This is a genomic window from Streptomyces sp. NPDC051987, from assembly GCF_040680735.1.
GTDB lineage: Bacteria > Actinomycetota > Actinomycetes > Streptomycetales > Streptomycetaceae > Streptomyces.
Window position 1 is genome coordinate 1 of the sequence record NZ_JBFAXI010000033.1, and the last position, 19,890, is coordinate 19,890.

Below are 19,890 nucleotides of genomic sequence, written 5' to 3' on the forward strand. Positions count from 1 at the left end.
CCGGCCCCGCCGGGCGCGTCCGCGGGCGTCCCGTTCAGTCGCGTGCGGGCACCCGCTCGGTCTCGGGCGCGACGGACCTGGCGATCACGACGGTCTCCTGCGGGCGCCGGGTGCGCAGCCCCGTGAGCGTGATCAGCAGCCCGGCGAGGGCCACGACCGCGACCACCAGGAAGCCGGGGCGGTAGCTGTCGAGCACCGCCTGCGGGGTCGCGTGAGCCGGCGCGCCCGCGGTCACCACGGCCGTGACGACCGCCAGGAAGATCGCGCCGCCCACCTGCACCGAGGTGTTGAGGAGCCCGGAGACCATGCCCTGCTCGTGGTCGTCGACGCCGTTGGTGGCCTGGATGTTGAGGGAGGGGAAGACCAGGGCGCAGGCCGCGCCGATCAGCAGCATCGACGGCAGGATCGCCGCCGCGTAGGCCGGGCTCAGGTCGACCCGGAGGAACAGGGCGTAGCCGAGGACCATGAACGCGAAGCCGGCCGCGATCAGCCGGGGGGTGCCGAAGCGGTCCACGACCGCGCCGACCTTGGTCGAGGACACCGCCACCAGTGCGCCCGCCGGCAGAAAGGCCAGCGCGGTGTGCAGCGCGGACCAGCCGAGCAGGGACTGCATGTAGAGGGTGGTCAGGAACTGGAAGCCGACGTACGAGCCGAAGAACGCGATCGCGCCGAGCTGGGCACGGACCTGGTTGCCCGAGCGCAGCACGCCGAGGCGGATGAGCGGGCCGGGGGAGCGCCGTTCGACCCGGACGAAGACGGTGAGCAGGATGGCGACCGCGAGGAAGGACAGCAGGGTGCGGGCGGACGCCCAGCCGGTCCGCGGCGCCTCCACCACGGTGAAGACCAGGAGCAGCATGGCGGCGGTGCCGAGGATCGCGCCGGGGATGTCGTAACCGTCGTGGTCGCGTTCGCGGGAGCTGCGCGGCAGCAGCCGGAGCCCGGCGAGGAGCGCGATCAGGGCGATGGGCGCGGGCAGCAGCATGGTCAGGCGCCAGCTGGCCTCGGTGAGCAGGCCGGACAGCACCAGGCCCATGGAGAAGCCGGTGGCCGCGCAGGTGGTGTAGATCGAGAGGGCGCGGTTGCGCAGCGGGCCCTCCGGGAACGTGGTGGTGATGATCGAGAGGCCGGCCGGGGCGGTGAAGGCCGCGCTGAGGCCCTTCACGAAGCGACTGGCGATCAGCAGCGGGCCCGAGTCGACCAGACCGCCGAGGAGCGAGGCGAGCGCGAAGACACCGAGGGCGACCAGGAACACCTGGCGTCGGCCCAGCAGGTCGGCGGTGCGGCCGCCGAGCAGGAGCAGGCCGCCGTAACCCAGGATGTAGCCGCTGACGATCCATTGCAGCGTCGAGGTGGAGAGGTGCAGGTCGGAGCCGATGGACGGCAGGGCGACGCCGACCATCGACACGTCCAGCGCGTCCAGGAACATGGCGGCGCAGAGCACCAGGAGCGTGCCCCAGAGCCGGGGAGTCCAGCGTCCCCCGGCGGCCGGGGCGGTGAGCGGAGAGGTCATGACCGCAGACATTACATGCGCACGCATCGAATGCAAATGCATTTAATTACGATGCAACAAAGCCGGTCCTCTGCTAGGGTGCCCCGATGGCGGCGAAGAAGCCCGAGCAGGCGCTCGTGAACCGATGGCGGGACATCCTGGCCCTGCACGCCCGCACCCAGTGCGAGCTCGACCGTGCCCTGCACGGCCACGGCCTGTGCGCCAGCGACTTCGAGGTCCTCGACCTGCTCTCCGACGGCCCGGCGGCGGACGGCGCGGACAGCTACCGGGTGCAGGAGATCGCCGAGCGGGTGCACCTCAGCCAGAGCGCGCTGTCCCGGCTGATCGCCCGCCTGGAGAAGGACGGCCTGGTCGAGCGGGCCATGTGTCCGGAGGACCGGCGCGGTGTGCGGGTGGCGCTCACCCGCAAGGGGCGCGCGCTGCACGGCGAGGTGCTGCCGGTGCAGCGCGCGGTGCTCACCCGGATGCTGGCCGCGGAACCGGGCTGAGACCCGCCGGGTGGCTGAACCGGCTGCTCAGACGGCGGAGTTCGTCAGCCACAGGTCGGCCACCTCCGGGTCGCCGCTCACCGTCGGCACCGGCATCCGGTTCCACAGGGCCAGGTACAACCGGTCGGCGGGGCCGGAGAGTTCGGCCGCCGGGTCGTCCGGCGCGCCACCGAGCTCCGTGACCGGCGGCTGCGCGGACAGCCGTACCGTCCATGCGGTGTCCGCGTCGATGTCAGTGGCAGCCGTGGCCGGGTCCGTGTGCCCGGCCACCGCGCGCACCCGCAGCACCCGCGGGTGCGCGCTGCGGACCCGGCTGCGCGCTCGGGCGTGGAAGCCGCGCAGCAGTTCGTCGATCCCGTCGACCGCGAAGGCCGTGCCGATCGGGGACACCGGGCCGCCCGCCGCCGCTTCGGCGTCGTACCGGTGGACGGTCGTCTCGTGCGCCTGCCGGCGCAGCCAGAAGACCAGCGGTGCGGAGACCGGGGCGGGGTGGAAGGTCCAGCAGGTCACGTCCCGCGGCGCACCGCCCAGGGTGGCGACGAGCCGGCGGTGGCCCTCCCGGTACCAGGCGGTCAGCTCGGTGCCGTCGATGTCCGGCGGGTCCGGGATGGGGCGGGGCGAGGTCTCCGCGTCGGCGACGACACCGGCGGCCCACCGGTGGATCGTTCCGGTGTGCCGCAGCAGGTCGCGCACCCGCCAGTCGGGGCAGGCGGGCACCGGGGCGTCGAGCCCCGCCTTCGCGGCGGCCGTGGCCAGCAAGCGACCTTCCCGGTCGAGGATTTCGAGGAACTCGGCAGTCTCCATGCCGCGAGTCTGCCGGATGCGGGCCACAGCCCGCGGTCGGCCCCGGCCCCGGCGGCCCTGCGGCCGGCACGCCGACCGTCCCCGACACGGGCTGCTCCGCGCCGGCACGCCGACCGGCACCGGTACCGGTTGCCGCGAGGCCGGCACGCCGAATGGCTCCGGTACCGGCTGCCCCCGGCAGGCGCGGGTGCCGACAGGCCGGGGCTAGCGCAGCAGGAACCCCACCGCGTATCCCAGCGCGTTGACCGCCCAGTGCAGGGCCATCGGCGCCAGCAGGGAGCCGCTGCGATCGCGCAGCCAGCACAGCAGGCAGCCCGCCACGCCCGTGAACAGCACCGCGCCGACGTCCACCAGGGCCGCCCCGGCGACCGAGTGCCCGAAGAGCGAACCCAGTATCGGCTTGTCCTGGTCGAGGTGGAGCGAGGGCAGGATGTGCCAGAGGCCGAAGAGCACGGAGGAGAGGACGGCCGCCGTCGTGGCCGTGCGCAGGCGGAGCAGGAGGGCGAACAGCACCCCGCGGAAGGCCGTCTCCTCCAGCAGTACCGTCCCCACGGGCACCGCGACCAGCACCTTGAAGGCGATCTCCGGGCCGTTCAGCGCGTCCGTCCGCTGGTCCGCGAAGAGCCCGCGGGTGACCGGCGGCAACGCCGCGCACAGGTAGACCGCCGCGACGATCCCGATCAGGGCGACCGACCAACGCGCCCCCTCCGCGAGGGAGTCACGCCCCAGCCCCAGCTCCGACCAGGTGCCCCCGGCCCAGAACAGCAGCCCCACCAGAACGGCCGAGGTCACCACCGCGGTGAGCAGGCTCCACGACGCGGCCCAGCGGTTGTCCAGCAGATTCGCCGACACCAGCACGGCCACCACCGCCGCCAGGGCGCCGCGGGTGGGAAGCCGGGGGGGCGGCATGGCGGGCGCGGGGTCAGGACCCGGCCGGGTCGCGCGGCAGCCGGCCGGGCACCGGCCGGCGGGTCGGCCGGCGGGTCGGCCGCGGCGTGGAGCCGGGGTTCTCGGTCGTCCGGGCCTGCACCATGCCCACCACGATGGGACATCCCGTGACGCTCCGCACCTTTTCCGAAGAGGGGTGCGTCTTTGGGGGATCTTCGGGATGCGGGGGCGGGTACGGTGCCCGATCGTGGTCCCGAGGTGGCCAAGTGAGTGGTGCGGGCAGGGCTCTGAGACGTACGAAGGACTGGACCCGGCGGACGGCGGAGCGGGTGCGTCGGTACGCGGGTCCCGAGCGGGTGGTCCGGCGGCGGCCGTGCTGGGGCGGCCTCGGGGTGGCGGTCCTGTGCTACTGCCTGTCCCTCACCCCCTCCCTGCTCCCGCGCGCCTGGTGGCTCCAGGGACTCGTGGCCGGCGTCTCGGCGGCCGTCGGCTACGCCGTCGGTGCCGTGCTGGAGAGCCTCGCCCGGCTGCTGCTGCGCTGGGCCGGCTTCCGTGTCCGCCCGCGGGTCCGTCGTGTTCTCTGGGCCGCCCTGGGCGTGCTCGGCGCCGTCGCGGTGGTCTGCGTCACCGCATGGAGCGTCCGCTGGGAGGGACAGGTCCGCCGGGCGGTGACCCTGCCCCCGCACCTCGTCTGGTGGCAGTGGACGCTGGTCCCGTTCGTGGCGGCGCTGGTCGGGACGCTGTTGCTGCTGGCCGCCCGCACGGCACGGCTGTGCACCCGCGTCGTCGCCCACGTGTTCGACGTCCTCCTCCCGCGCGCCGTCGCCTACGCCACCGGGGTGGTCCTGGCCGCCTTCGTGATCGTCGGCGTCGTCCAGGGCTTCCTGCTGCGCGCCGCGCTGGACGCGATCGAGAGCGGCGCCTCGCTCGCCGACCAGGGCACCACCGAGGGCGTCCACCAGCCCCGCCTGTCCACCCTCTCCGGCAGCCCCGACTCCGCCGCCCCCTGGGACACGCTGGGCGCCAAGGGCCGCGACTTCGTCGCCACCGCCACGCCCCGCGCCGACATCACCGCCTTCACCGGCCGCCCGGCGCGGGATCCGGTACGGGTGTACGTGGGCCTGCGCTCCGCCGGTACCCTCCACGAACGCGCCGCCCTGGCCGTCCGCGAGCTCGACCGCACCGGCGGTTTCTCCCGCAGGGTCCTCGCCGTCATGGGCACCACCGGTACCGGCTGGATCAACGGTCAGGGCAGCAAACCCCTGGAGTACATGTGGGACGGCGACACCGCCGAGGTCGCCCTGCAGTACTCCTACCTGCCCAGCTGGGTCTCCGCGCTCACCGAGGACGAGGCCGCCGCCACCGGACGTGCCCTCTTCGACGCCGTCTACGCCAAGTGGCGGACCCTCCCGGCCGGCTCCCGGCCCCGGCTCGTCGTCTACGGCGAGAGCCTCGGCTCCTTCTCCATGGAGTCCGCCCTGAACGGCTCCCTGGCCACGCTCGTCGCCGAGACCGGCGGCGCGCTCTTCGTCGGGCCCACCTACGACAACCCGCTGTGGAAGACGGTCACCGTCCATAGGCAGCCGGGCAGCCCCGAGTGGCGGCCGGTGGTCGCCGACGGGGCGCGGGTGCGCTTCGCCCAGGTGCCGGCGGACTACGGAATTCCGGACGCGCCCTGGGGCGAGCCCCGCGCGGTCTACCTGCAGAACGGCTCCGATCCGGTCGTCTGGTGGTCGCCCGGCCTCGCCCTCCACCGGCCGGACTGGCTGGACCGGCCGCGGGCCAGGGACGTCTCACCGGCGATGCGGTGGTATCCGCTCCTGACGTTCTGGCAGGTGGCCTGCGACCTGGCGGGCGCCGACAGCGTGCCGGACGGATACGGCCACCGGTACGGAACCCTGCCGACGAGCGCCTGGGCGCGGATCACGAGCCCGCCCGGATGGACGGCCGCGGACACGGCACGGCTCGCCGGGCTGCTGGAGTCCGTGCCGGAACCGGGACTGCTGGACTGAGCGGCCGCTCGTGACGGCCGGTGTTCAGCCGCCCCGCCGGTCCTGCCTTCCCGTGACGTCCGTGAGGTAGCCGCGCAGCATGGCCTTCGCCTCGTCGAGGAGGGCCGTGTCGCCCTCGGGGTCGCGGCGGAAGGCCTCCTGGGCGAGCGCGTCGGCGGCGAGGACCGCGGCATGGCAGGCGGGTCCGAGCCCCTGGGTGTCGCCGGCGACCCCGAGCGCGAGCAGCACCCGGCGCACCCCGTCGGCCATCCGGTGCTTGTGCTCGCGGTCCGCCGCCCGGGTCCGGTCGGTCAGGCCGCTGCCGAACCACAGCGCCCTGAAGCCGTGTTCCGTGCGGTAGAGCCCGGCGTAGGTGTCGATCAGCACGCCGACCGGGTCGGACCAGCGCTCCGTCGCCGCGCTGCGCACGAACTCCTCCATCACCGCCTCCAGCCGGGAGAAGTACGTCGCGGCCAGCGCGTCGATGATCGCGTCCCGGTCGGGCAGGTACTGGTACAGCGAGCCGACCGACACCCCGGCCTGTTCCGCGACCCGGGTGGTGGTCAGGGCCGGTACGCCCTCGCTGACCAGCACGCGCTCCGCGGCCTCCAGTACTCGCGCCAACCGGGCTCTGCTGCGGGCCTGTTGAGGGGTGCGGCGGAGCACGGCCCCGGTCTCCTCGTCGGTCGGCTCGCGCACCTGCGGCTCCTGAATCTGAACGTGACTTTGTTTCAGGTTTAGGTTACCGTCGCGGCCATGACGGACTCAAGCTCCGCTCTGGTTCAGGAGCGGGCCGCGGTGGCGGACGTCTGCCGTCGCCTGGGAGCGGCGGGCCTGCTCATCGGGACGGCGGGCAACGTCAGCGTGCGGGTGGGGGACCGGGTCGCGGTCACCGCGACCGGTGCCGTGCTCGCCCAGCTCACCGCGGGTCAGGTGACGGTGGTCGACCTGGACGGCAAGGTCGTCGCCGGGACCCTGCGACCCACCTCCGAACTCGATCTGCACCTCGGGGTCTACCGGCGTCACGGTGCCGGCGCGGTCGTCCACACGCACGCCCCGATGGCCACCGCGCTCTCCTGCGTGCTCGACGAACTACCGTGCATCCACTACCAGTTGCTCGCGCTCGGTGGCACCGTGCGGGTGGCTCCGTACGCCACCTTCGGTACCCCGGAACTCGCCGAGTCGGTCCTCACCGCGCTCGACGGCCGCAGCGCCGCCCTGATGGCCAACCACGGCTCGGTCACCGTCGGCCCGACGCTCGACAAGGCGGCGGAGAACGCTCTGCTGCTCGAATGGGCCTGTGGTGTGTACCGGCACGCGGCGGCCCTCGGCACCCCTCGCGTCCTGGACGAGCGGCAGCAACTCGCGGTGATCGAGGCGGCGATCGCCCGGAACTACGGCACCACTCAACCCCTGCAGGAGGGCAAGCCATGAGAGTCGTCACGATGGGCGTGCACGTGCTGGACGTGCTGGTCCGGCCGGTGGACGCGATACCCGAGGGGCAGGGCGCCACCCTGGTCGAGGACATCAGGATGACCGCCGCCGGTACCGCCGGCGGGACCGCGCTCAGCCTCGCCAAGCTCGGCGCCACCGTGCAGAGCGCCGGGGCCATCGGCGCCGACGCGACCGGCGACATGCTGGTGCAGCTGCTCGGGAAGGCCGGGATCGACACCGGCTTCCTCGTCCGCCGTACCGACACCGCCACCTCGGCGAGCGTGCTGCCCATCCGGCCCAACGGCGACCGGCCCTCCCTGCACCTGCTCGGCGCCAACATCACCTACGGCGTCGACGACGTGCCCTGGGACGCCCTCGCCGAAGCCGGTCATCTCCACCTGGGCGGACCGGAGTTGATCGGCGTGGACGTCGCCGCGCGCATCCTGCACTTCGCCAAGGAGCACGGGGTGACGACCTCCGTGGACCTGCTCGCGCCGGGCGTGCTCGGCAGCTTCGAGCAGATCGCCGCGGCGCTGCCGTACGTGGACCACCTCCTGCCCAACGACGACCAGGTGCGGGGCTTCTCAGGCGAGGACGATCTGCTCGCGGGCGCGAAGAAGCTGGTCGGCGCCGGCGCCGGGCTGGTGGCGGTCACCCGGGGCGGCGACGGCGCGCTGCTGGTCACCGCCGAGGGCGCCGAGCCGGTGCCCGCCTTCGAGATCGACGTCGTGGACACCACTGGCTGCGGCGACGCCTTCTCGGCCGGATTCGTCTACGGCATCGGGCTGGGCCGCACCCCGTACGAATCCGCCGTCCTCGGCAACGCCGTGGCCGCACTGGTCGCCCAGGGGCTCGGCAGCGACCACGGGGACTTCGACCTCGCCGTCGCCGACGCGTTCGCGGCCACGGGTGTCAGGCGGGCCTAGCTCGGCGTTCGTCCTCGGCCCGGCCGGTGCCCGTCGTCCCTCACCCTTCGACCTGCGACGGAACGGATGCCGCGTGGGCGGCGGTGACAAGCAGCTCCAGGCCCTGGTGCGGTCTTGCCCAGCAGCCCCGGTCCCGGCCACGCTCGGACGCAGAGCCATCTCGACTCCTCGGGGGGGACCTGTGGACCACCTCACTCGCCGTAACCGGCGCGGCGGCCTCGGCTGCTTCCTGCTCGCCGTGGTCGTCATCGCTGCCGTGATCGCACTGGGCGTGTGGGCGTGGCAGCAGCCCGGCGGGGACACGCCCAGCTACTGGCACTGAACAACCCGGCCCGGAGCCGGAGGCCTCACCAGCGCAAACGCAGGGCGATCCGGGGCAGGAACCCCTCACCGTCAGGAAAACGTGAAGCAGCGGCTGTTGGCAAGCGGCCCGCCTCCCGGGTGACAACCCGGCTGCTTCGGGCCGGCCCTTCTGCCGGCTCATGCGGCTCCACCGGTGACAACTGCCGAGCCTCGGCACACTGGGCAACCCTCCTTCGGATGTTCGCTCGTCCCCGGTGTCCGTGTTCGGACGGAGACCGGCAACAGCTCGGTTAATAACTGCCCGCTGGTTGGTTACCGGAGAGTGAGCGGTCCATGATGGCCCCATGACGTTGGCCGCGCGTGCTCTGGCGCAACTGGCGACCTGGCCCGACCTGACCGAGGCCGTACCGAGCTGCGGGCTGGGTCAGGCCGTCCGTTCCGCCCAGGGCGAGATCGCGCACTTCCACTCCGAACGCGATGTGGACCTGCGGCTCACCGCCCACGCCATCCGGCACTTCGCCAAGAACCTCAAGAGCACGGGGGCGATCCGGATCGTCCCGGGCTCCCAGTGGGTGACCCTCCGGCTCGACGCGGCGAGCGACGTCGACCTGCTGCTGACCCTGGTGAGCGTCGCCCTCCAGGCCCAGCAGAGCTGGCCCGACCCGGCCGACCGGCCCGTGTTCGGCTGCAACGACGAGCGGGGCGCGGGCTTCGTCAGCGCGGACACCAGCGGGAGGTGACGGGGGACCGGGCCGGCCGGACGCACCGCGTCAGACGGTCAGCACCCGGATTCCCGCCTCCTCGAACCCGCGCACCACAGCCGGCGCCGCCGCCGCGTCCGTGACCAGCGTGTCCACCAGGTCCGCCGGGCAGATCCGGGCGAACGCCCGCGCGCCCAGTTTGCCGGAGTCGGCGGCGACGATCACGCGGGCCGCACGCTCGCACAGCAGCCGGTCGACCGCGGCCTCCGCCTCGTCATGGGCGGCCGCCCCGTGCGCGACGTCGAAGCCGACCACGCCGAGCACCGCCACGTCGAGGCTGATCTGCCCCAGCACCCCGTCCGCGAGGGGACCGACGAGCTCGTACGACTGCGGGCGGGCCACCCCGCCCGTCACCACGATCTTGAACTGGGGCCGTACCGCCAGCTCGTTGGCGATGTTGAGCGCGTTCGTGACGATCGTCAGCGCCGGTGTGCCGGTGCCGAGGTCCCCGCGCACGGCCAGCGCACGGGCCACCTCCGTGGTGGTCGTGCCGCCCGTCAGCCCCACCGCCTCACCCGGCGCGACCAGCTCCGCCACCGCCTTGGCGATCCGCTGCTTCTGGGAGGCCTGCCGGGCCGTCTTGTAACGCAACGGCAGTTCGTAGGAGACCCCGTGCACCACCGCCCCGCCCCGGGTGCGCACCAGCAGCTGCTGCTCGGCGAGCTGGTCGAGGTCGCGGCGGATGGTGGCCGCCGAGACCGCCAGCTCGGTCGCCGCCTCCTCGACCTCGAGGCGGCCGCGCTCGACCAGCAGCTCGAGCAGCGCCTTCCAGCGCGCGTCGCGCGACATCGGCCGCCTCCGTTCCCCGGTCCTGTCGGCCCTCGGTCTCCTCGATCTTCCGGTGACCCTAGCGCACCTGCGCAGGCGGTCGGATGCTTGATAGTGATTGATATCGCGCTCTATCTTGCAAGAACAATCACCACGGGGAGGGTAGTGATATGTCACATATCGCTGAGGAGCTGAACAGCCAGCCCGAGTGCTGGACGCGAGCCGCCGGCCAGGCGACCCGCCGAGCCCACGCGCTCCCGGCACCGGGCGAGCGGGTCGCCCTGGTCGGCTGCGGCACCTCCTTCTTCATGGCCCAGGCCGCCGCCGTCCTGCGTGAGTCCGCCGGGCACGGCGAGACGGACGCCTTCGCCGCCTCGGAGTTCCCGTACGGGCGGTCCTACGACCGGGTCCTGGCGCTCACCCGGTCCGGTACCACCACCGAAGTACTGAGCCTTCTAGGCGAGTTGAAGGGGCGGGTGCGCACCGCCGCGATCACCGCCGACCCCGGCACGCCCGTGGCCGATGCCGCGGACGACCTCGTCGTCCTGGACTTCGCCGACGAACGCTCCGTCGTCCAGACCCGCTTCGCGACCAGCGCCCTCACCCTGCTCCGGGCCCACCTCGGCCTGCACACCGACGCCGTGGTCGCCGACGCCCGCACCGCCCTCTCCGTACCCCTGCCCCCAGGGCTCGCCGAATGCGGGCAGTTCACCTTCCTCGGACGCGGCTGGACCGTCGGACTCGCGAACGAGGCCGGACTCAAGATGCGCGAGGCCGCGCTGTCCTGGACCGAGGCCTATCCGGCGATGGAGTACCGGCACGGCCCGATCAGCATCACCACCCGCGCCACCGCCACCTGGATGTTCGGTCCGGCCCCGGCCGGACTCGCGGAACAGGTCGGCGCCACCGGGGGGTTGTGGGTGCAGGGCACCCTCGACCCGCTCGCCGAACTCGTCCGCGCCCAGCGCCTCGCGGTCGCCGTCGCCGCCGCCCGGGGCCTCGACCCGGACCGGCCGCGCCATCTCACCCGCTCGGTGATCCTCGCCCCCTCCGACGGGGAGTGAGCGTGCCTCTCGCAGCCACCGGCGCGCTGCTGACCCGGGCCGCCGAAGCCCGGTCAGCCATAGCGGCGTTCAACGTCATCACCCTGGAACACGTGGAAGCCGTCATCGCCGGCGCCGAGGCGGCAGGTTCGCCCGTCGTCCTCCAGGTCAGCGAGAACGCGGTGAAGTTCCGCCAGGGACGCCTCCTGCCGCTGGCCCGCGCCGCCGTCACCGCCGCCGAACAGGCCGAGGTGCCGGTCGCCCTGCACCTGGACCACGTCCGCAGCGACACCCTGCTCCGCGAGGCACCCCACGCCGGGTTCAGTTCGGTGATGTACGACGCGTCCCGGCTGCCGTACCCGGACAACCTCGCGGCGACCGCGACCGCCGTCGACTGGGCGCATGCCCAAGGGCTGTGGATCGAGGCCGAGTTGGGCGAGGTCGGCGGCAAGGACGGCCGGCCGGCGCTGGACGCGCACGCACCCGGCGCACGGACCGACCCGGACGAGGCGCGGGACTTCGTGGCCGGCACCGGTGTCGACGCACTGGCCGTGGCGATCGGCAGCGCGCACGCCATGACCACGCGCACCGCCACCCTCGACCACGAGCTGCTCAGACGCCTCGCCGGCGTCGTGCCGGTCCCGCTCGTCCTGCACGGCTCCTCCGGAGTCCCGGACACCGGCCTGACCGCCGCGGTCGCCGACGGCATCGCCAAGGTCAATGTCGGCACGGCGCTCAACATGGCGATGATCGGGTCCGTCCGCCGCTTCCTCACGGAGCATCCCGAGGCCGTCGACCCCCGAGCCCCCCTCGACCTCGGCAGGCAGGCCATGGCCCGGGAGGTGACCAGGATCATCGGCGTGCTGGCCGGCGGGACTAGCCGCGCCTGACGGCCTTCAGCACCACGAACTTCGGGTCGCCCGCCACCAGCCGGCAGTTGCCGAACAGGCGGCGCAGCGTGACGTGGTACCCCAGGTGCCGGTTGCCGACCACCCACAGTTCGCCGCCCGGCCGCAGCGCCCGCTTCGCCCCGCTGAACATCCGCCACGCCGTCGCGTCGGTGGTCGCCTGGTGGGAGTGGAACGGCGGGTTGTTCAGCACCACGTCCACGCTGCCGTCGGCGACCCCGGCCAGCCCGTCCCCGACCCGGAACTCCGCGTGTCCGGGCACCCCGTTGGCCTTGTAGGTGGCCTCCGCCGAGGCGACCGCCTGGAACGACTCGTCCACGAACAGCACCTCGGCCGTCGGGTCGGCCAGCGCCACCGCCGTACCCACGACCCCGTTCCCGCACCCGAGGTCCACGATCCGCCGGCCCCCCTCCGGCAGGTGCGCCAGGAAGAACCGGGTACCGATGTCGAGCCGGTCGGCGCAGAAGACGCCGGCGTGGTTGACGACCGTACGCCCGGACACCGCGCCGATGCCGTCGGGCAGCGCGTAGCTGTACGGCCACGGGTTCGCCGGGCGCTCAAGGGCCGGATCCGGCGTGCAGTGGATCAGTCGGGCCTTCTGCTCGGCCAGCGAGGTCCGGGTCGGCCCGAGGATCCGCTCGAACAACCGCAGCGTCGACGTGTGGATCTCCTTGACCATGCCGGTGCCGACCACGACCGTGCCCGCGTGCACGGCGGGCGCCAGCCGCAGCAGCTGGTCCTCAAGGAGCGCCAGGCTCTTGGGCACCCTGACCAGCAGCACGTCCACCCGCTCCGGCGGCGGGTCCTGGGTGGTCAGCAACCGCACCGCGCCCGGCTCGACCCCGGCCCGCGCCAGGTTGACCCGGGTCGCCTCCTGGCTCAGGTACGAGTCGGTGACCTGCACCGGCCGGTGCTCCGCGAGCGCCGTGGCCAGCGCCCCCCAGCGGTCGCCGAGCACCACCACCGCGCCGGACAGACCGATCCGCTCCCGGTCCAGGTACCGCAGCAGGTACGCGTCGGAGGCGTCCCAGGCACGCAGCCGGTCGCGCGGATCCTCCGGGAAACGGGACAGCTCGAACTCGCCCCAGGCAGTCGTCATACGGTCGCTCATCGTGCGTCCAGGCTAGCCGAACCGCAGATCAGGCCCGGTCGGGCAGGATGGGGGGCATGGAGGATGAGCTGTTCCCCAGGGCGCGCGCCCGCATCGCGCCGGGCGCCGTGCACGTCCCCGACTGGCTGGACGCGGACCGGCAGCGCGCGCTGCTCACCGCCTGCCGCGACTGGGCCCGGCCCCCGGCCGGCCTGCGCACGGTCCGCACCCCCGGCGGCGGCACGATGACCGCCCGCCAGGTGTGCCTGGGCTGGCACTGGTACCCGTACACCTACGCCCGCACGGCCGTCGACGGTGACGGTGGCCCCGTGAAGCCGTTCCCGCCCTGGCTCGGCGAACTGGGCCGCCGCGCGGTGACCGACGCCCTCGGCCCCGAAGCGGTCGCCGGATTGTCGTACGACATCGCCCTGATCAACTTCTACGACGCCGACGCCCGCATGGGCATGCACCGCGACGCCGACGAGAAATCGGACGCACCGGTGGTGTCGCTGAGCCTGGGGGACAGCTGCGTGTTCCGTTTCGGCAACACGGAGAGCAGGGGCAAGCCGTACACGGACGTGCGGTTGCGCTCGGGTGACCTGTTCGTGTTCGGGGGCGAGTCCCGGCGCGCCCACCACGGAGTGCCGAGGGTGTACCCGGGCACGGGACCGCCGGAGCTGGGCCTGGCCGGCCGGCTCAATGTCACGCTGCGCGTCAGCGGCTGGTGACCGGCCCCGGCCGGAGCGCACCCGAAGAGGCGCGGGGCGCGGTCGAAGAGGCGCGGGGCGCGGTCGAAGAGGCGCGGGGCGCGGTCGAAGAGGCGCGGGGCGCGGTCGAAGAGGCGCGGGGCGCGGTCGACATGGGGCTGCCGCGGCGTGGGCGCTACCGGCCCCGACGGCGCCGCACCTTCCCTGCGGCCGCTTCTGCGGATCATGGCAGACTCCCTCCCATGAGCGGAAAGGCGGCCCCCGGCCCGACGGGGAACGGAACCTCGAAACCCCGGTTGGACAGGGGACGTGGCGCACTCGGCCCCGCCCTGGAACTCGTCCACACCGGCCGCGCCCCCACCCGCGCGGTGCTCACCGCGGAGCTCGGCGTCACCCGGGCCACGGCCGGCGCCGTCGCCGCCGAACTGGAGGCGCTCGGCCTGATCAGGGTCGACGCCCACCCCGGCGCCGCAGCCGGTTCGCAGGGCCGCCCCTCGCATCGCCTGGAGGTCGCCGAGCACGGGCCCGTCGCCCTCGCCGCCCAGGTCCATGCCGACGGCTTCCGCGCCGCGCTGGTCGGTCTGGGCGGCCGCATCGTCGCGACCGCGCCCGGCTGCGAGACCGTCGACGCCGACCCGGCGAAGGTGCTCGGCTCGGTGGTCGAAGCCGGCGCCGACCTGCTGCGCAGCACCGGCCTCCGGTGCGTCGGCGCCGGTCTCGCCGTGCCGTCCGCCGTCGCCCAACCGGAGGGCCTGGCCCTCAACCCCCTGCACCTGGCCTGGCCGGTCGGGGCACCCGTGCGCCGGATCTTCGCGGAGTGCGTGCGGGCGGCCGGGATCACCGGTCCGGCGTTCGCGGGCAACGACGTGAACCTGGCCGCGCTGGCCGAACACCGGCACGGCGCGGGCCGGGGCGCCCGGGACCTGCTGTGCGTGGCCACCGGGCACCGAGGCGTCGGCGGCGCGCTGGTCCTGGACGGCCGTCTGCACACGGGGAGTTCGGGCCTCGCCCTGGAGGTCGGTCACCTCGCCGTGAACCCCGAGGGCCGCCCCTGTCACTGCGGCAGCCGGGGCTGTCTGGACGTGGAGGCCGATCCGCTGGCGCTGCTGGTCGAGGCGGGCCGCGAGCCCGGCCCCGAGGTGTCACTGCTCCGGCAGGCCGAGGACCTGATCCGCGACCACTACGCGGACCCGACCGTCCGCGGGGCGACCGAGGCCCTGGTCGACCGGCTCGGTCTGGGCCTTGCGGGGCTGGTCAACATCCTCAACCCCGACCGCATCATCCTCGGCGGCCTGCACCGCACCCTCCTGGACGCCGACCCGGAACGGCTGCGCGCCGTCGTCGCCGACCGCAGCCTGTGGGGCCAGAGCGGCAGCGTGCCGATCCTGCCGTGCACGCTGAGCCACAACAGCCTCGTGGGGGCCGCGGAGTTGGCCTGGCAGCCGGTGCTGGACGACCCGCTGGGGGCACTTCGGTGACCTGCCCGCCGCCCACCACCGCGCCGCCAGTCCCCACGACGCCGCCACCAGCGGGCGCCTGAGGCCGGAACGGCGTCGGTCTCCGCGTCGTCCGTCCGGGGCACGGGGCCGTCCCCGCGACCGCCCTGTCCGGCTCGCCGCCCGCGCGTTCAGGACGCGGTCAACCGTCCCCGCGGGCGGAGGAGCGTGCCCGCCACCGCGTACTCCCCGCGAGGTACGGCGACTGCCGTCGGCCGCAGGACGACCCGGACCCCGCCTCGGAGTCAGGCTCAGGTCAGCACACCCGGACCTTCCTGACGGAGGAGTTGGACCAAGATGCAGAACCTGGCGAACTGGGACGGCGGACCCGGCCCGTGGATCCTGTTCTTCCCGCTGATCTGGGCGGCCGTCGTGATCGGCGGCGTCACGTTCCTGCGCCGCACCGCGTGGCGCGCCCGCGGCGGACCCTGGCGTCCGGCGGACGCGGGACGTCCGTCCGGCGACTCACCGCTCGTGGTCCTCGGCCGCCGCTTCGCCGCCGGCGAGATCGACGAGGACGAGTACTGGCGCCGGCTGTCCGTCCTGGAGGAGCACTTCGGCCGCCTCGGCAAGCCCGGCGCGGCATGACCGCCCGCCGCGCCGGGACGTGCCGCGGATCCGGCGAGGAGTGAACAGGCGGCGAGACTCGGCGAGGAGACTCACCGCCCGCTCAACTGGCGACAGCCGAGCGGGCGGGAGCGTGCGCGGCGCCGGGGAGGGCGGCGGTGGCGTGTGCGGGGGCGGGCGCGTGCGCGGTGGCGTGTGCGGGGACCGGCGCGCCCGCTGTCGCGGGTTCCGGCTCGATGATCCGGCGGGGTGCCGGTTCGGCGAGCCGGCGCTGCGGGCGGGCCGCCTTCGCCGTGGCCGTCGGCGCGGGCAGGGTGAACCACACGACCTTGCCGTCGTCGTGCGGCCGCACCCCCCAGCTCTCGCTGACCGCGGCCACCATCGCGAGCCCCCGGCCGCAGGTGGCCATCGGCGCGATGTCCGTCCCGTCCTCGACGACGGGCAGGCGTGGATCGTGGTCACGGACCGACACCGTGAGACGGTCGAGCTGCAGCTCGATCTCCACCGTGCAGTTCTTGTCGGGCTGGGCGTGCCGGTGCACGTTGGTCAGCAACTCCGTCACGCCGAGCGCGGCCCGGTCGATCAACGGATCGAGACGCCAGTAACGCAACTGCGCAGATACGATTCTGCGGACCTGGCCGATCCGCGAGGGCAATGCTTGGAGCTCCACCGAGCAGTGTCTGCTTGGGTGTTTGATCACGGCTGCGACTCCCCGACGTGAGGTCCGGAAGAACACGGAGAACGGATCCAGCAGGGTGCCGCCGTCCATGGGGCCGCCTGCTGTCGTGACCGGCGGGCTGGTTCGCAGCGTTATCGCCGGTAGACCCAGAGTGACGTGAGACAAGCGTGACCCGGCGCACACGGTCCCGCAACTCGCCGTGGTCCGGTGGCCGTGCCCCGCCGCCCGCGGGGTTCAGTGATCGCGCCCCGCGGCCCGCCGTACCGCCTCGATGAAGCGGCGTGCCGTGGGCGGACCGGGCTCGCCCGGCGCCGGATCCTGGTCACCGAGGGTGAGTGAGTAGCGCTGGCCGTTGAGGTCGGCCAGGGCCCGGTCCTGCGACGCGAACCACGGCTTCGAGGCCCGTACGGCCTGTACCGGTGCGCTGTCGATCTCGCTGCCGTAGCTCGTCAGCAGCTGCAGCCTGCCGTCCCTTATCCGGACCTGCCCGGCCCGGGTGAGCGAACGCAGTCGCTTGTCGATCCGCACGCCCTTCGCCGTGAACTCCGGCTCCGCCATCCTGCCCCGCCCCTTTTCGAGTACCTCGGTCGCCGCCCCGAAGCCTGCGGCCCCGGCCCGGCGTGCTCCGACTCGTGCTGTGATCCAGTGTGCGCCCCCGTTCGAGACGTTCGTCCCGTCCGGTGGCAGTCTGCCCGCCCTCGGCGCGGAGCACCAGTACGCGGGGAGCGTCGGGCGGGGGGCGCATCGGAGCACTCGCCCCGATGCGCCCCCGACGCGTTCGCGCCACCGTTCGGAGCCGTTCCCCAGGGGTGCCTTTGGGTCGCTCAAAGATGAGTTTATGCAGGTGAGAAGCGTGCGGAAGGTGTTTATGATCGAGGCGTCGACCGAGTTCGGACGTCGTCGGCGCGCAGCGTAAGGAGTCCCGCCGTGAGCACCACCCCGCAGATCCGGACCGGCGCCACCCTCGACGTCGACCGCAGCGACGCCGCCTACCGCGACTGGCTCAAAGAGGCCGTCCGCAAGGTCCAGGCCGATGCGAACAGGTCGGCGGACACGCACCTGCTGCGCTTCCCGCTGCCCGAGGCCTGGGGCATCGACCTGTACCTGAAGGACGAGTCGACGCATCCCACGGGAAGCCTCAAGCACCGGCTGGCCCGCTCGCTCTTCCTGTACGGCCTGTGCAATGGCTGGATCCGGCCGGGCCGACCGGTGATCGAGGCGTCCAGCGGCTCGACGGCCGTCTCCGAGGCGTACTTCGCCAAGCTCATCGGCGTGCCGTTCATCGCCGTCATGCCGCGCACCACCAGCGCCGAGAAGTGCCGGCTCATCGAGTTCCACGGCGGTCGGTGCCACTTCGTGGACGACTCGCGGAAGATGTACGAGGAGTCCGCGCGCCTCGCGGTGGAGACCGGCGGCCACTACATGGACCAGTTCACCTACGCCGAACGGGCCACCGACTGGCGCGGCAACAACAACATCGCCGAGTCCATCTTCCGCCAGCTGGAGCTGGAGCGGTTCCCGGAGCCCGCCTGGATCGTCGCCACCGCCGGTACCGGCGGCACGTCGGCGACGCTCGCGCGCTATGTCCACTACACCCAGCGCGACACCCGGATCTGTGTCGCCGACCCCGAGAACTCCTGTTTCTTCGAGGGTTGGACCACCGGCGACCCGGACGTCACGTGCGACTGCGGGTCCCGCATCGAGGGCATCGGCCGGCCGCGGATGGAGCCCAGCTTCGTGCCGGGCGCCGTCGACCGGATGATGAAGGTGCCGGACGCGGCGAGCGTGGCCGCGGTACGTGCGCTGGAGCGGGCCATCGGACGGAAGGCCGGGGGATCCACCGGGACCGGTCTGTGGAGCGCGCTGAAGATCGTCGCCGAGATGGTGGCCGAGGGGCGGCGGGGCAGCGTGGTGACCCTGCTGTGCGACCCGGGCGACCGCTACCTCGACAAGTACTACTCGGACACGTGGCTCGCCGAGCAGGACCTGGACATCACGCCCTACGCGGCCGCGATCGACTCCCTGCTGGCGACGGGGGTCTGGCCCGGCTGAGCCGCTACCGCGCGAGGCGCCGGTCCAGTTCGCCGACCGCGCCCCGGAAGGCCCGGCCCAGCCCCGCGCGTGCCATCCTGACCGCGAGGCGGAACGGCACGGTGCCGTCCACGGCGAAGGTCCACTGCACGCGGGTGCCGCCGCCGGACGGGGCGAGCCGCCATTCCTCGGCGATGGCGTGCACGCCGGGCGCGTTGGTCGCGTCCACCCGGTAGGCGTACACCTCGGCGGCCTCGGCCGCGATGACCGTCTCCCGGAATCGCCCGCCGCCCTTGAGCCGGACGTCGCGGCCCGCGCCGTCGTCGACGGACTCCGCACGGGTCACCGCGGAGAACCACTCCGCCCAGCCGGGCACGTCGTCGTTGAGGGCGTGGAAGACCCGCTCGGGCGGCGCTGACATCTCCCGTGCGAAGACCAGACGTACCGGCGCGGTCTCGACGAAGTCGAGCCCCACCGGGCGCAGTCGGCGCGTCATGGACGAGAACCCCCTTGAGCGAGAAGGCGGCTGACCAGCCTCGCCACGATAACTGGCGGTCCGTCAGATGTCTGCACCGCCGACGCGATCAGCCCTCCGCCGCGCCGGCCACCACCAGCCGGCGCAGATGCTCCGAGATCTCCGCACGTGCCGAGGCCGGCAGACCCGCGTCGGTGACCAGCGTGTCGACCTGCTCCAACTTGGCGAACGAACTCAGGCCCACCGTGCCCCACTTGGTGTGGTCGGCGACCACGACCACCCGGCGGGCCGACTGCACCAGGCGGCGGTTGGTCTCCGCCTCCGCGAGATTCGGCGTGGAGAGACCGGCCTCGACCGATATGCCGTGCACCCCGAGGAAGAGCAGGTCGAAGTGGAGCGCCGCGATCGCCTGGTCGGCCACCGGGCCGACCAGCGAGTCGGACGGGGTGCGCACGCCGCCGGTCAGGACCACCGCCGCCGCGCCCTGCCGCGGCCCGGAGACCCGCTGGGCCGCGTGGAAGACGTCGGCGACCCGCACCGAGTTCGTCACCACCGTCAGGTCGGGGACCTCCAGCAGATGATGGGCCAGCGCGTACGTGGTCGTACCGCCGGACAGGGCGATCGCCGTGCCCGGCACCACCAACTCGGCCGCGGCTCGCGCGATGTCCTCCTTGGCGGTCAGCTCCAGCCCCGACTTGGCCTCGAACCCGGGCTCATGGGTGCTCGCCTCGACCACCGGCACAGCGCCGCCGTGCACCTTCTCCAGCACACCCTGGCGAGCCAGCGCGTCCAGGTCGCGGCGCACCGTCATGTCCGACACACCGAGCTTGCGGGTCAGCTCGTTCACCCGCACGCCGCCCCGGCGCCGGACCTCGTCCAGGATCAGGGCGCGGCGCTGCTCCGCGAGGAGGTTCTGGTTCTCACTCACGTACGCTCCGGTCCTCTCGCCTCAAACCGTCCGACACGCCCTGCCAACCGGCCCCGACCAGGACATTCCGACCGGCCCCGGTGCGCGGGCGCC

Annotated in this window: 22 protein-coding genes; 12 read left to right on the forward strand and 10 right to left on the reverse strand. The window is 73.4% G+C overall.

Annotated features, from left to right (window positions below; all coding sequences use genetic code 11):
- Positions 1–34: 34 nt before the first annotated feature.
- Positions 35–1,510, reverse strand: a complete 1,476-nt coding sequence (locus AB0M11_RS19390; RefSeq protein WP_365706968.1) for an MFS transporter — start codon at positions 1,508–1,510, stop codon at positions 35–37.
- An 86-nt stretch (positions 1,511–1,596) separates the two neighbouring features.
- Here AB0M11_RS19390 and AB0M11_RS19395 point away from each other — a divergent pair, with 86 nt between their 5' ends.
- The gene (locus AB0M11_RS19395) at positions 1,597–1,998 is read left to right on the forward strand and encodes a MarR family transcriptional regulator (protein ID WP_365706970.1); all 402 of its coding nucleotides are present in this window, start codon (positions 1,597–1,599) and stop codon (positions 1,996–1,998) included.
- A 27-nt stretch (positions 1,999–2,025) separates the two neighbouring features.
- Here AB0M11_RS19395 and AB0M11_RS19400 read toward each other — a convergent pair whose 3' ends face one another.
- Together AB0M11_RS19400 and AB0M11_RS19405 are read right to left on the reverse strand one after the other, a co-directional pair.
- Entirely contained in the window at positions 2,026–2,802 is a 777-nt protein-coding gene (locus tag AB0M11_RS19400; protein WP_365706972.1) for a maleylpyruvate isomerase family mycothiol-dependent enzyme, read from the reverse strand.
- A gap of 204 nt (positions 2,803–3,006) precedes the next feature.
- Positions 3,007–3,711 carry a CPBP family intramembrane glutamic endopeptidase gene (locus AB0M11_RS19405; protein WP_365706974.1) on the reverse strand — a complete coding sequence of 235 codons (705 nt, stop codon included), beginning with the start codon at positions 3,709–3,711 and terminating at the stop codon, positions 3,007–3,009.
- A gap of 245 nt (positions 3,712–3,956) precedes the next feature.
- On the opposite strand from AB0M11_RS19405, the gene AB0M11_RS19410 reads away from it, so the two are divergent.
- The gene (locus tag AB0M11_RS19410; RefSeq protein ID WP_365706976.1) at positions 3,957–5,702 is read left to right on the forward strand and encodes an alpha/beta-hydrolase family protein; all 1,746 of its coding nucleotides are present in this window, start codon (positions 3,957–3,959) and stop codon (positions 5,700–5,702) included.
- A 24-nt stretch (positions 5,703–5,726) separates the two neighbouring features.
- On the opposite strand, the gene AB0M11_RS19415 is transcribed toward AB0M11_RS19410, so the two are convergent.
- The gene (locus AB0M11_RS19415) at positions 5,727–6,380 is read right to left on the reverse strand and encodes a TetR/AcrR family transcriptional regulator (protein WP_365706978.1); all 654 of its coding nucleotides are present in this window, start codon (positions 6,378–6,380) and stop codon (positions 5,727–5,729) included.
- Between the two features lie 57 nt (positions 6,381–6,437).
- On the opposite strand from AB0M11_RS19415, the gene AB0M11_RS19420 reads away from it, so the two are divergent.
- The 4 genes from AB0M11_RS19420 (at position 6,438) to AB0M11_RS19435 (ending at position 9,084) form a co-directional block, all read left to right on the forward strand.
- Positions 6,438–7,115: a class II aldolase/adducin family protein gene (locus tag AB0M11_RS19420; RefSeq protein ID WP_365706980.1), complete on the forward strand. Its 678-nt coding sequence runs from the start codon at positions 6,438–6,440 to the stop codon at positions 7,113–7,115.
- Positions 7,112–8,041 (forward strand): carbohydrate kinase family protein, encoded by a 930-nt coding sequence (locus tag AB0M11_RS19425; RefSeq protein WP_365706982.1) that lies wholly within the window; start codon positions 7,112–7,114, stop codon positions 8,039–8,041. The genes AB0M11_RS19420 and AB0M11_RS19425 overlap by 4 nt, the downstream gene beginning before the upstream one ends.
- A 181-nt stretch (positions 8,042–8,222) precedes the next feature.
- Positions 8,223–8,363, forward strand: coding sequence for a hypothetical protein (locus AB0M11_RS19430; protein ID WP_365706984.1), 141 nt, complete (start codon positions 8,223–8,225; stop codon positions 8,361–8,363).
- A 325-nt stretch (positions 8,364–8,688) separates the two neighbouring features.
- Positions 8,689–9,084, forward strand: a complete 396-nt coding sequence (locus AB0M11_RS19435) for a luciferase family protein (RefSeq protein ID WP_365706986.1) — start codon at positions 8,689–8,691, stop codon at positions 9,082–9,084.
- A 30-nt stretch (positions 9,085–9,114) separates the two neighbouring features.
- Here AB0M11_RS19435 and AB0M11_RS19440 read toward each other — a convergent pair whose 3' ends face one another.
- Complete coding sequence (locus AB0M11_RS19440; RefSeq protein ID WP_365706988.1) at positions 9,115–9,894, reverse strand: DeoR/GlpR family DNA-binding transcription regulator; 780 nt, start codon at positions 9,892–9,894, stop codon at positions 9,115–9,117.
- A gap of 149 nt (positions 9,895–10,043) precedes the next feature.
- Here AB0M11_RS19440 and AB0M11_RS19445 point away from each other — a divergent pair, with 149 nt between their 5' ends.
- Both AB0M11_RS19445 and AB0M11_RS19450 read left to right on the forward strand, forming a co-directional pair.
- Positions 10,044–10,937 carry an SIS domain-containing protein gene (locus tag AB0M11_RS19445; RefSeq protein WP_365706990.1) on the forward strand — a complete coding sequence of 298 codons (894 nt, stop codon included), beginning with the start codon at positions 10,044–10,046 and terminating at the stop codon, positions 10,935–10,937.
- Between the two features lie 2 nt (positions 10,938–10,939).
- Positions 10,940–11,806, forward strand: a complete 867-nt coding sequence (locus AB0M11_RS19450) for a class II fructose-bisphosphate aldolase (protein ID WP_365706992.1) — start codon at positions 10,940–10,942, stop codon at positions 11,804–11,806.
- Here AB0M11_RS19450 and AB0M11_RS19455 read toward each other — a convergent pair.
- On the reverse strand, positions 11,793–12,923 hold the full coding sequence (locus AB0M11_RS19455; RefSeq protein WP_365706993.1) for a methyltransferase: 1,131 nt from the start codon (positions 12,921–12,923) through the stop codon (positions 11,793–11,795). The two genes, AB0M11_RS19450 and AB0M11_RS19455, sit on opposite strands and share 14 nt — an antisense overlap.
- 68 nt (positions 12,924–12,991) lie before the next feature.
- Between AB0M11_RS19455 and AB0M11_RS19460 the strand changes: the two genes are divergently transcribed.
- The 3 genes from AB0M11_RS19460 (at position 12,992) to AB0M11_RS19470 (ending at position 15,705) form a co-directional block, all read left to right on the forward strand.
- Positions 12,992–13,642 carry an alpha-ketoglutarate-dependent dioxygenase AlkB gene (locus tag AB0M11_RS19460; RefSeq protein ID WP_365706995.1) on the forward strand — a complete coding sequence of 217 codons (651 nt, stop codon included), beginning with the start codon at positions 12,992–12,994 and terminating at the stop codon, positions 13,640–13,642.
- Positions 13,643–13,863: 221 nt separating this feature from the next.
- Entirely contained in the window at positions 13,864–15,099 is a 1,236-nt protein-coding gene (locus AB0M11_RS19465) for an ROK family protein (protein WP_365706997.1), read from the forward strand.
- A gap of 315 nt (positions 15,100–15,414) precedes the next feature.
- The gene (locus AB0M11_RS19470; RefSeq protein WP_365706999.1) at positions 15,415–15,705 is read left to right on the forward strand and encodes an SHOCT domain-containing protein; all 291 of its coding nucleotides are present in this window, start codon (positions 15,415–15,417) and stop codon (positions 15,703–15,705) included.
- A gap of 82 nt (positions 15,706–15,787) precedes the next feature.
- On the opposite strand, the gene AB0M11_RS19475 is transcribed toward AB0M11_RS19470, so the two are convergent.
- Positions 15,788–16,384 carry an ATP-binding protein gene (locus AB0M11_RS19475; protein WP_365707001.1) on the reverse strand — a complete coding sequence of 199 codons (597 nt, stop codon included), beginning with the start codon at positions 16,382–16,384 and terminating at the stop codon, positions 15,788–15,790.
- 213 nt (positions 16,385–16,597) lie between these two features.
- Complete coding sequence (locus AB0M11_RS19480; protein WP_365707003.1) at positions 16,598–16,921, reverse strand: hypothetical protein; 324 nt, start codon at positions 16,919–16,921, stop codon at positions 16,598–16,600.
- A gap of 369 nt (positions 16,922–17,290) precedes the next feature.
- On the opposite strand from AB0M11_RS19480, the gene AB0M11_RS19485 reads away from it, so the two are divergent.
- Positions 17,291–18,415, forward strand: coding sequence for a PLP-dependent cysteine synthase family protein (locus tag AB0M11_RS19485; RefSeq protein WP_365707005.1), 1,125 nt, complete (start codon positions 17,291–17,293; stop codon positions 18,413–18,415).
- A 4-nt stretch (positions 18,416–18,419) separates the two neighbouring features.
- Here AB0M11_RS19485 and AB0M11_RS19490 read toward each other — a convergent pair whose 3' ends face one another.
- Both AB0M11_RS19490 and AB0M11_RS19495 read right to left on the reverse strand, forming a co-directional pair.
- Complete coding sequence (locus AB0M11_RS19490) at positions 18,420–18,890, reverse strand: SRPBCC family protein (RefSeq protein ID WP_365707007.1); 471 nt, start codon at positions 18,888–18,890, stop codon at positions 18,420–18,422.
- Between the two features lie 88 nt (positions 18,891–18,978).
- On the reverse strand, positions 18,979–19,797 hold the full coding sequence (locus tag AB0M11_RS19495; RefSeq protein WP_365707009.1) for a DeoR/GlpR family DNA-binding transcription regulator: 819 nt from the start codon (positions 19,795–19,797) through the stop codon (positions 18,979–18,981).
- Positions 19,798–19,890 lie beyond the last annotated feature (93 nt).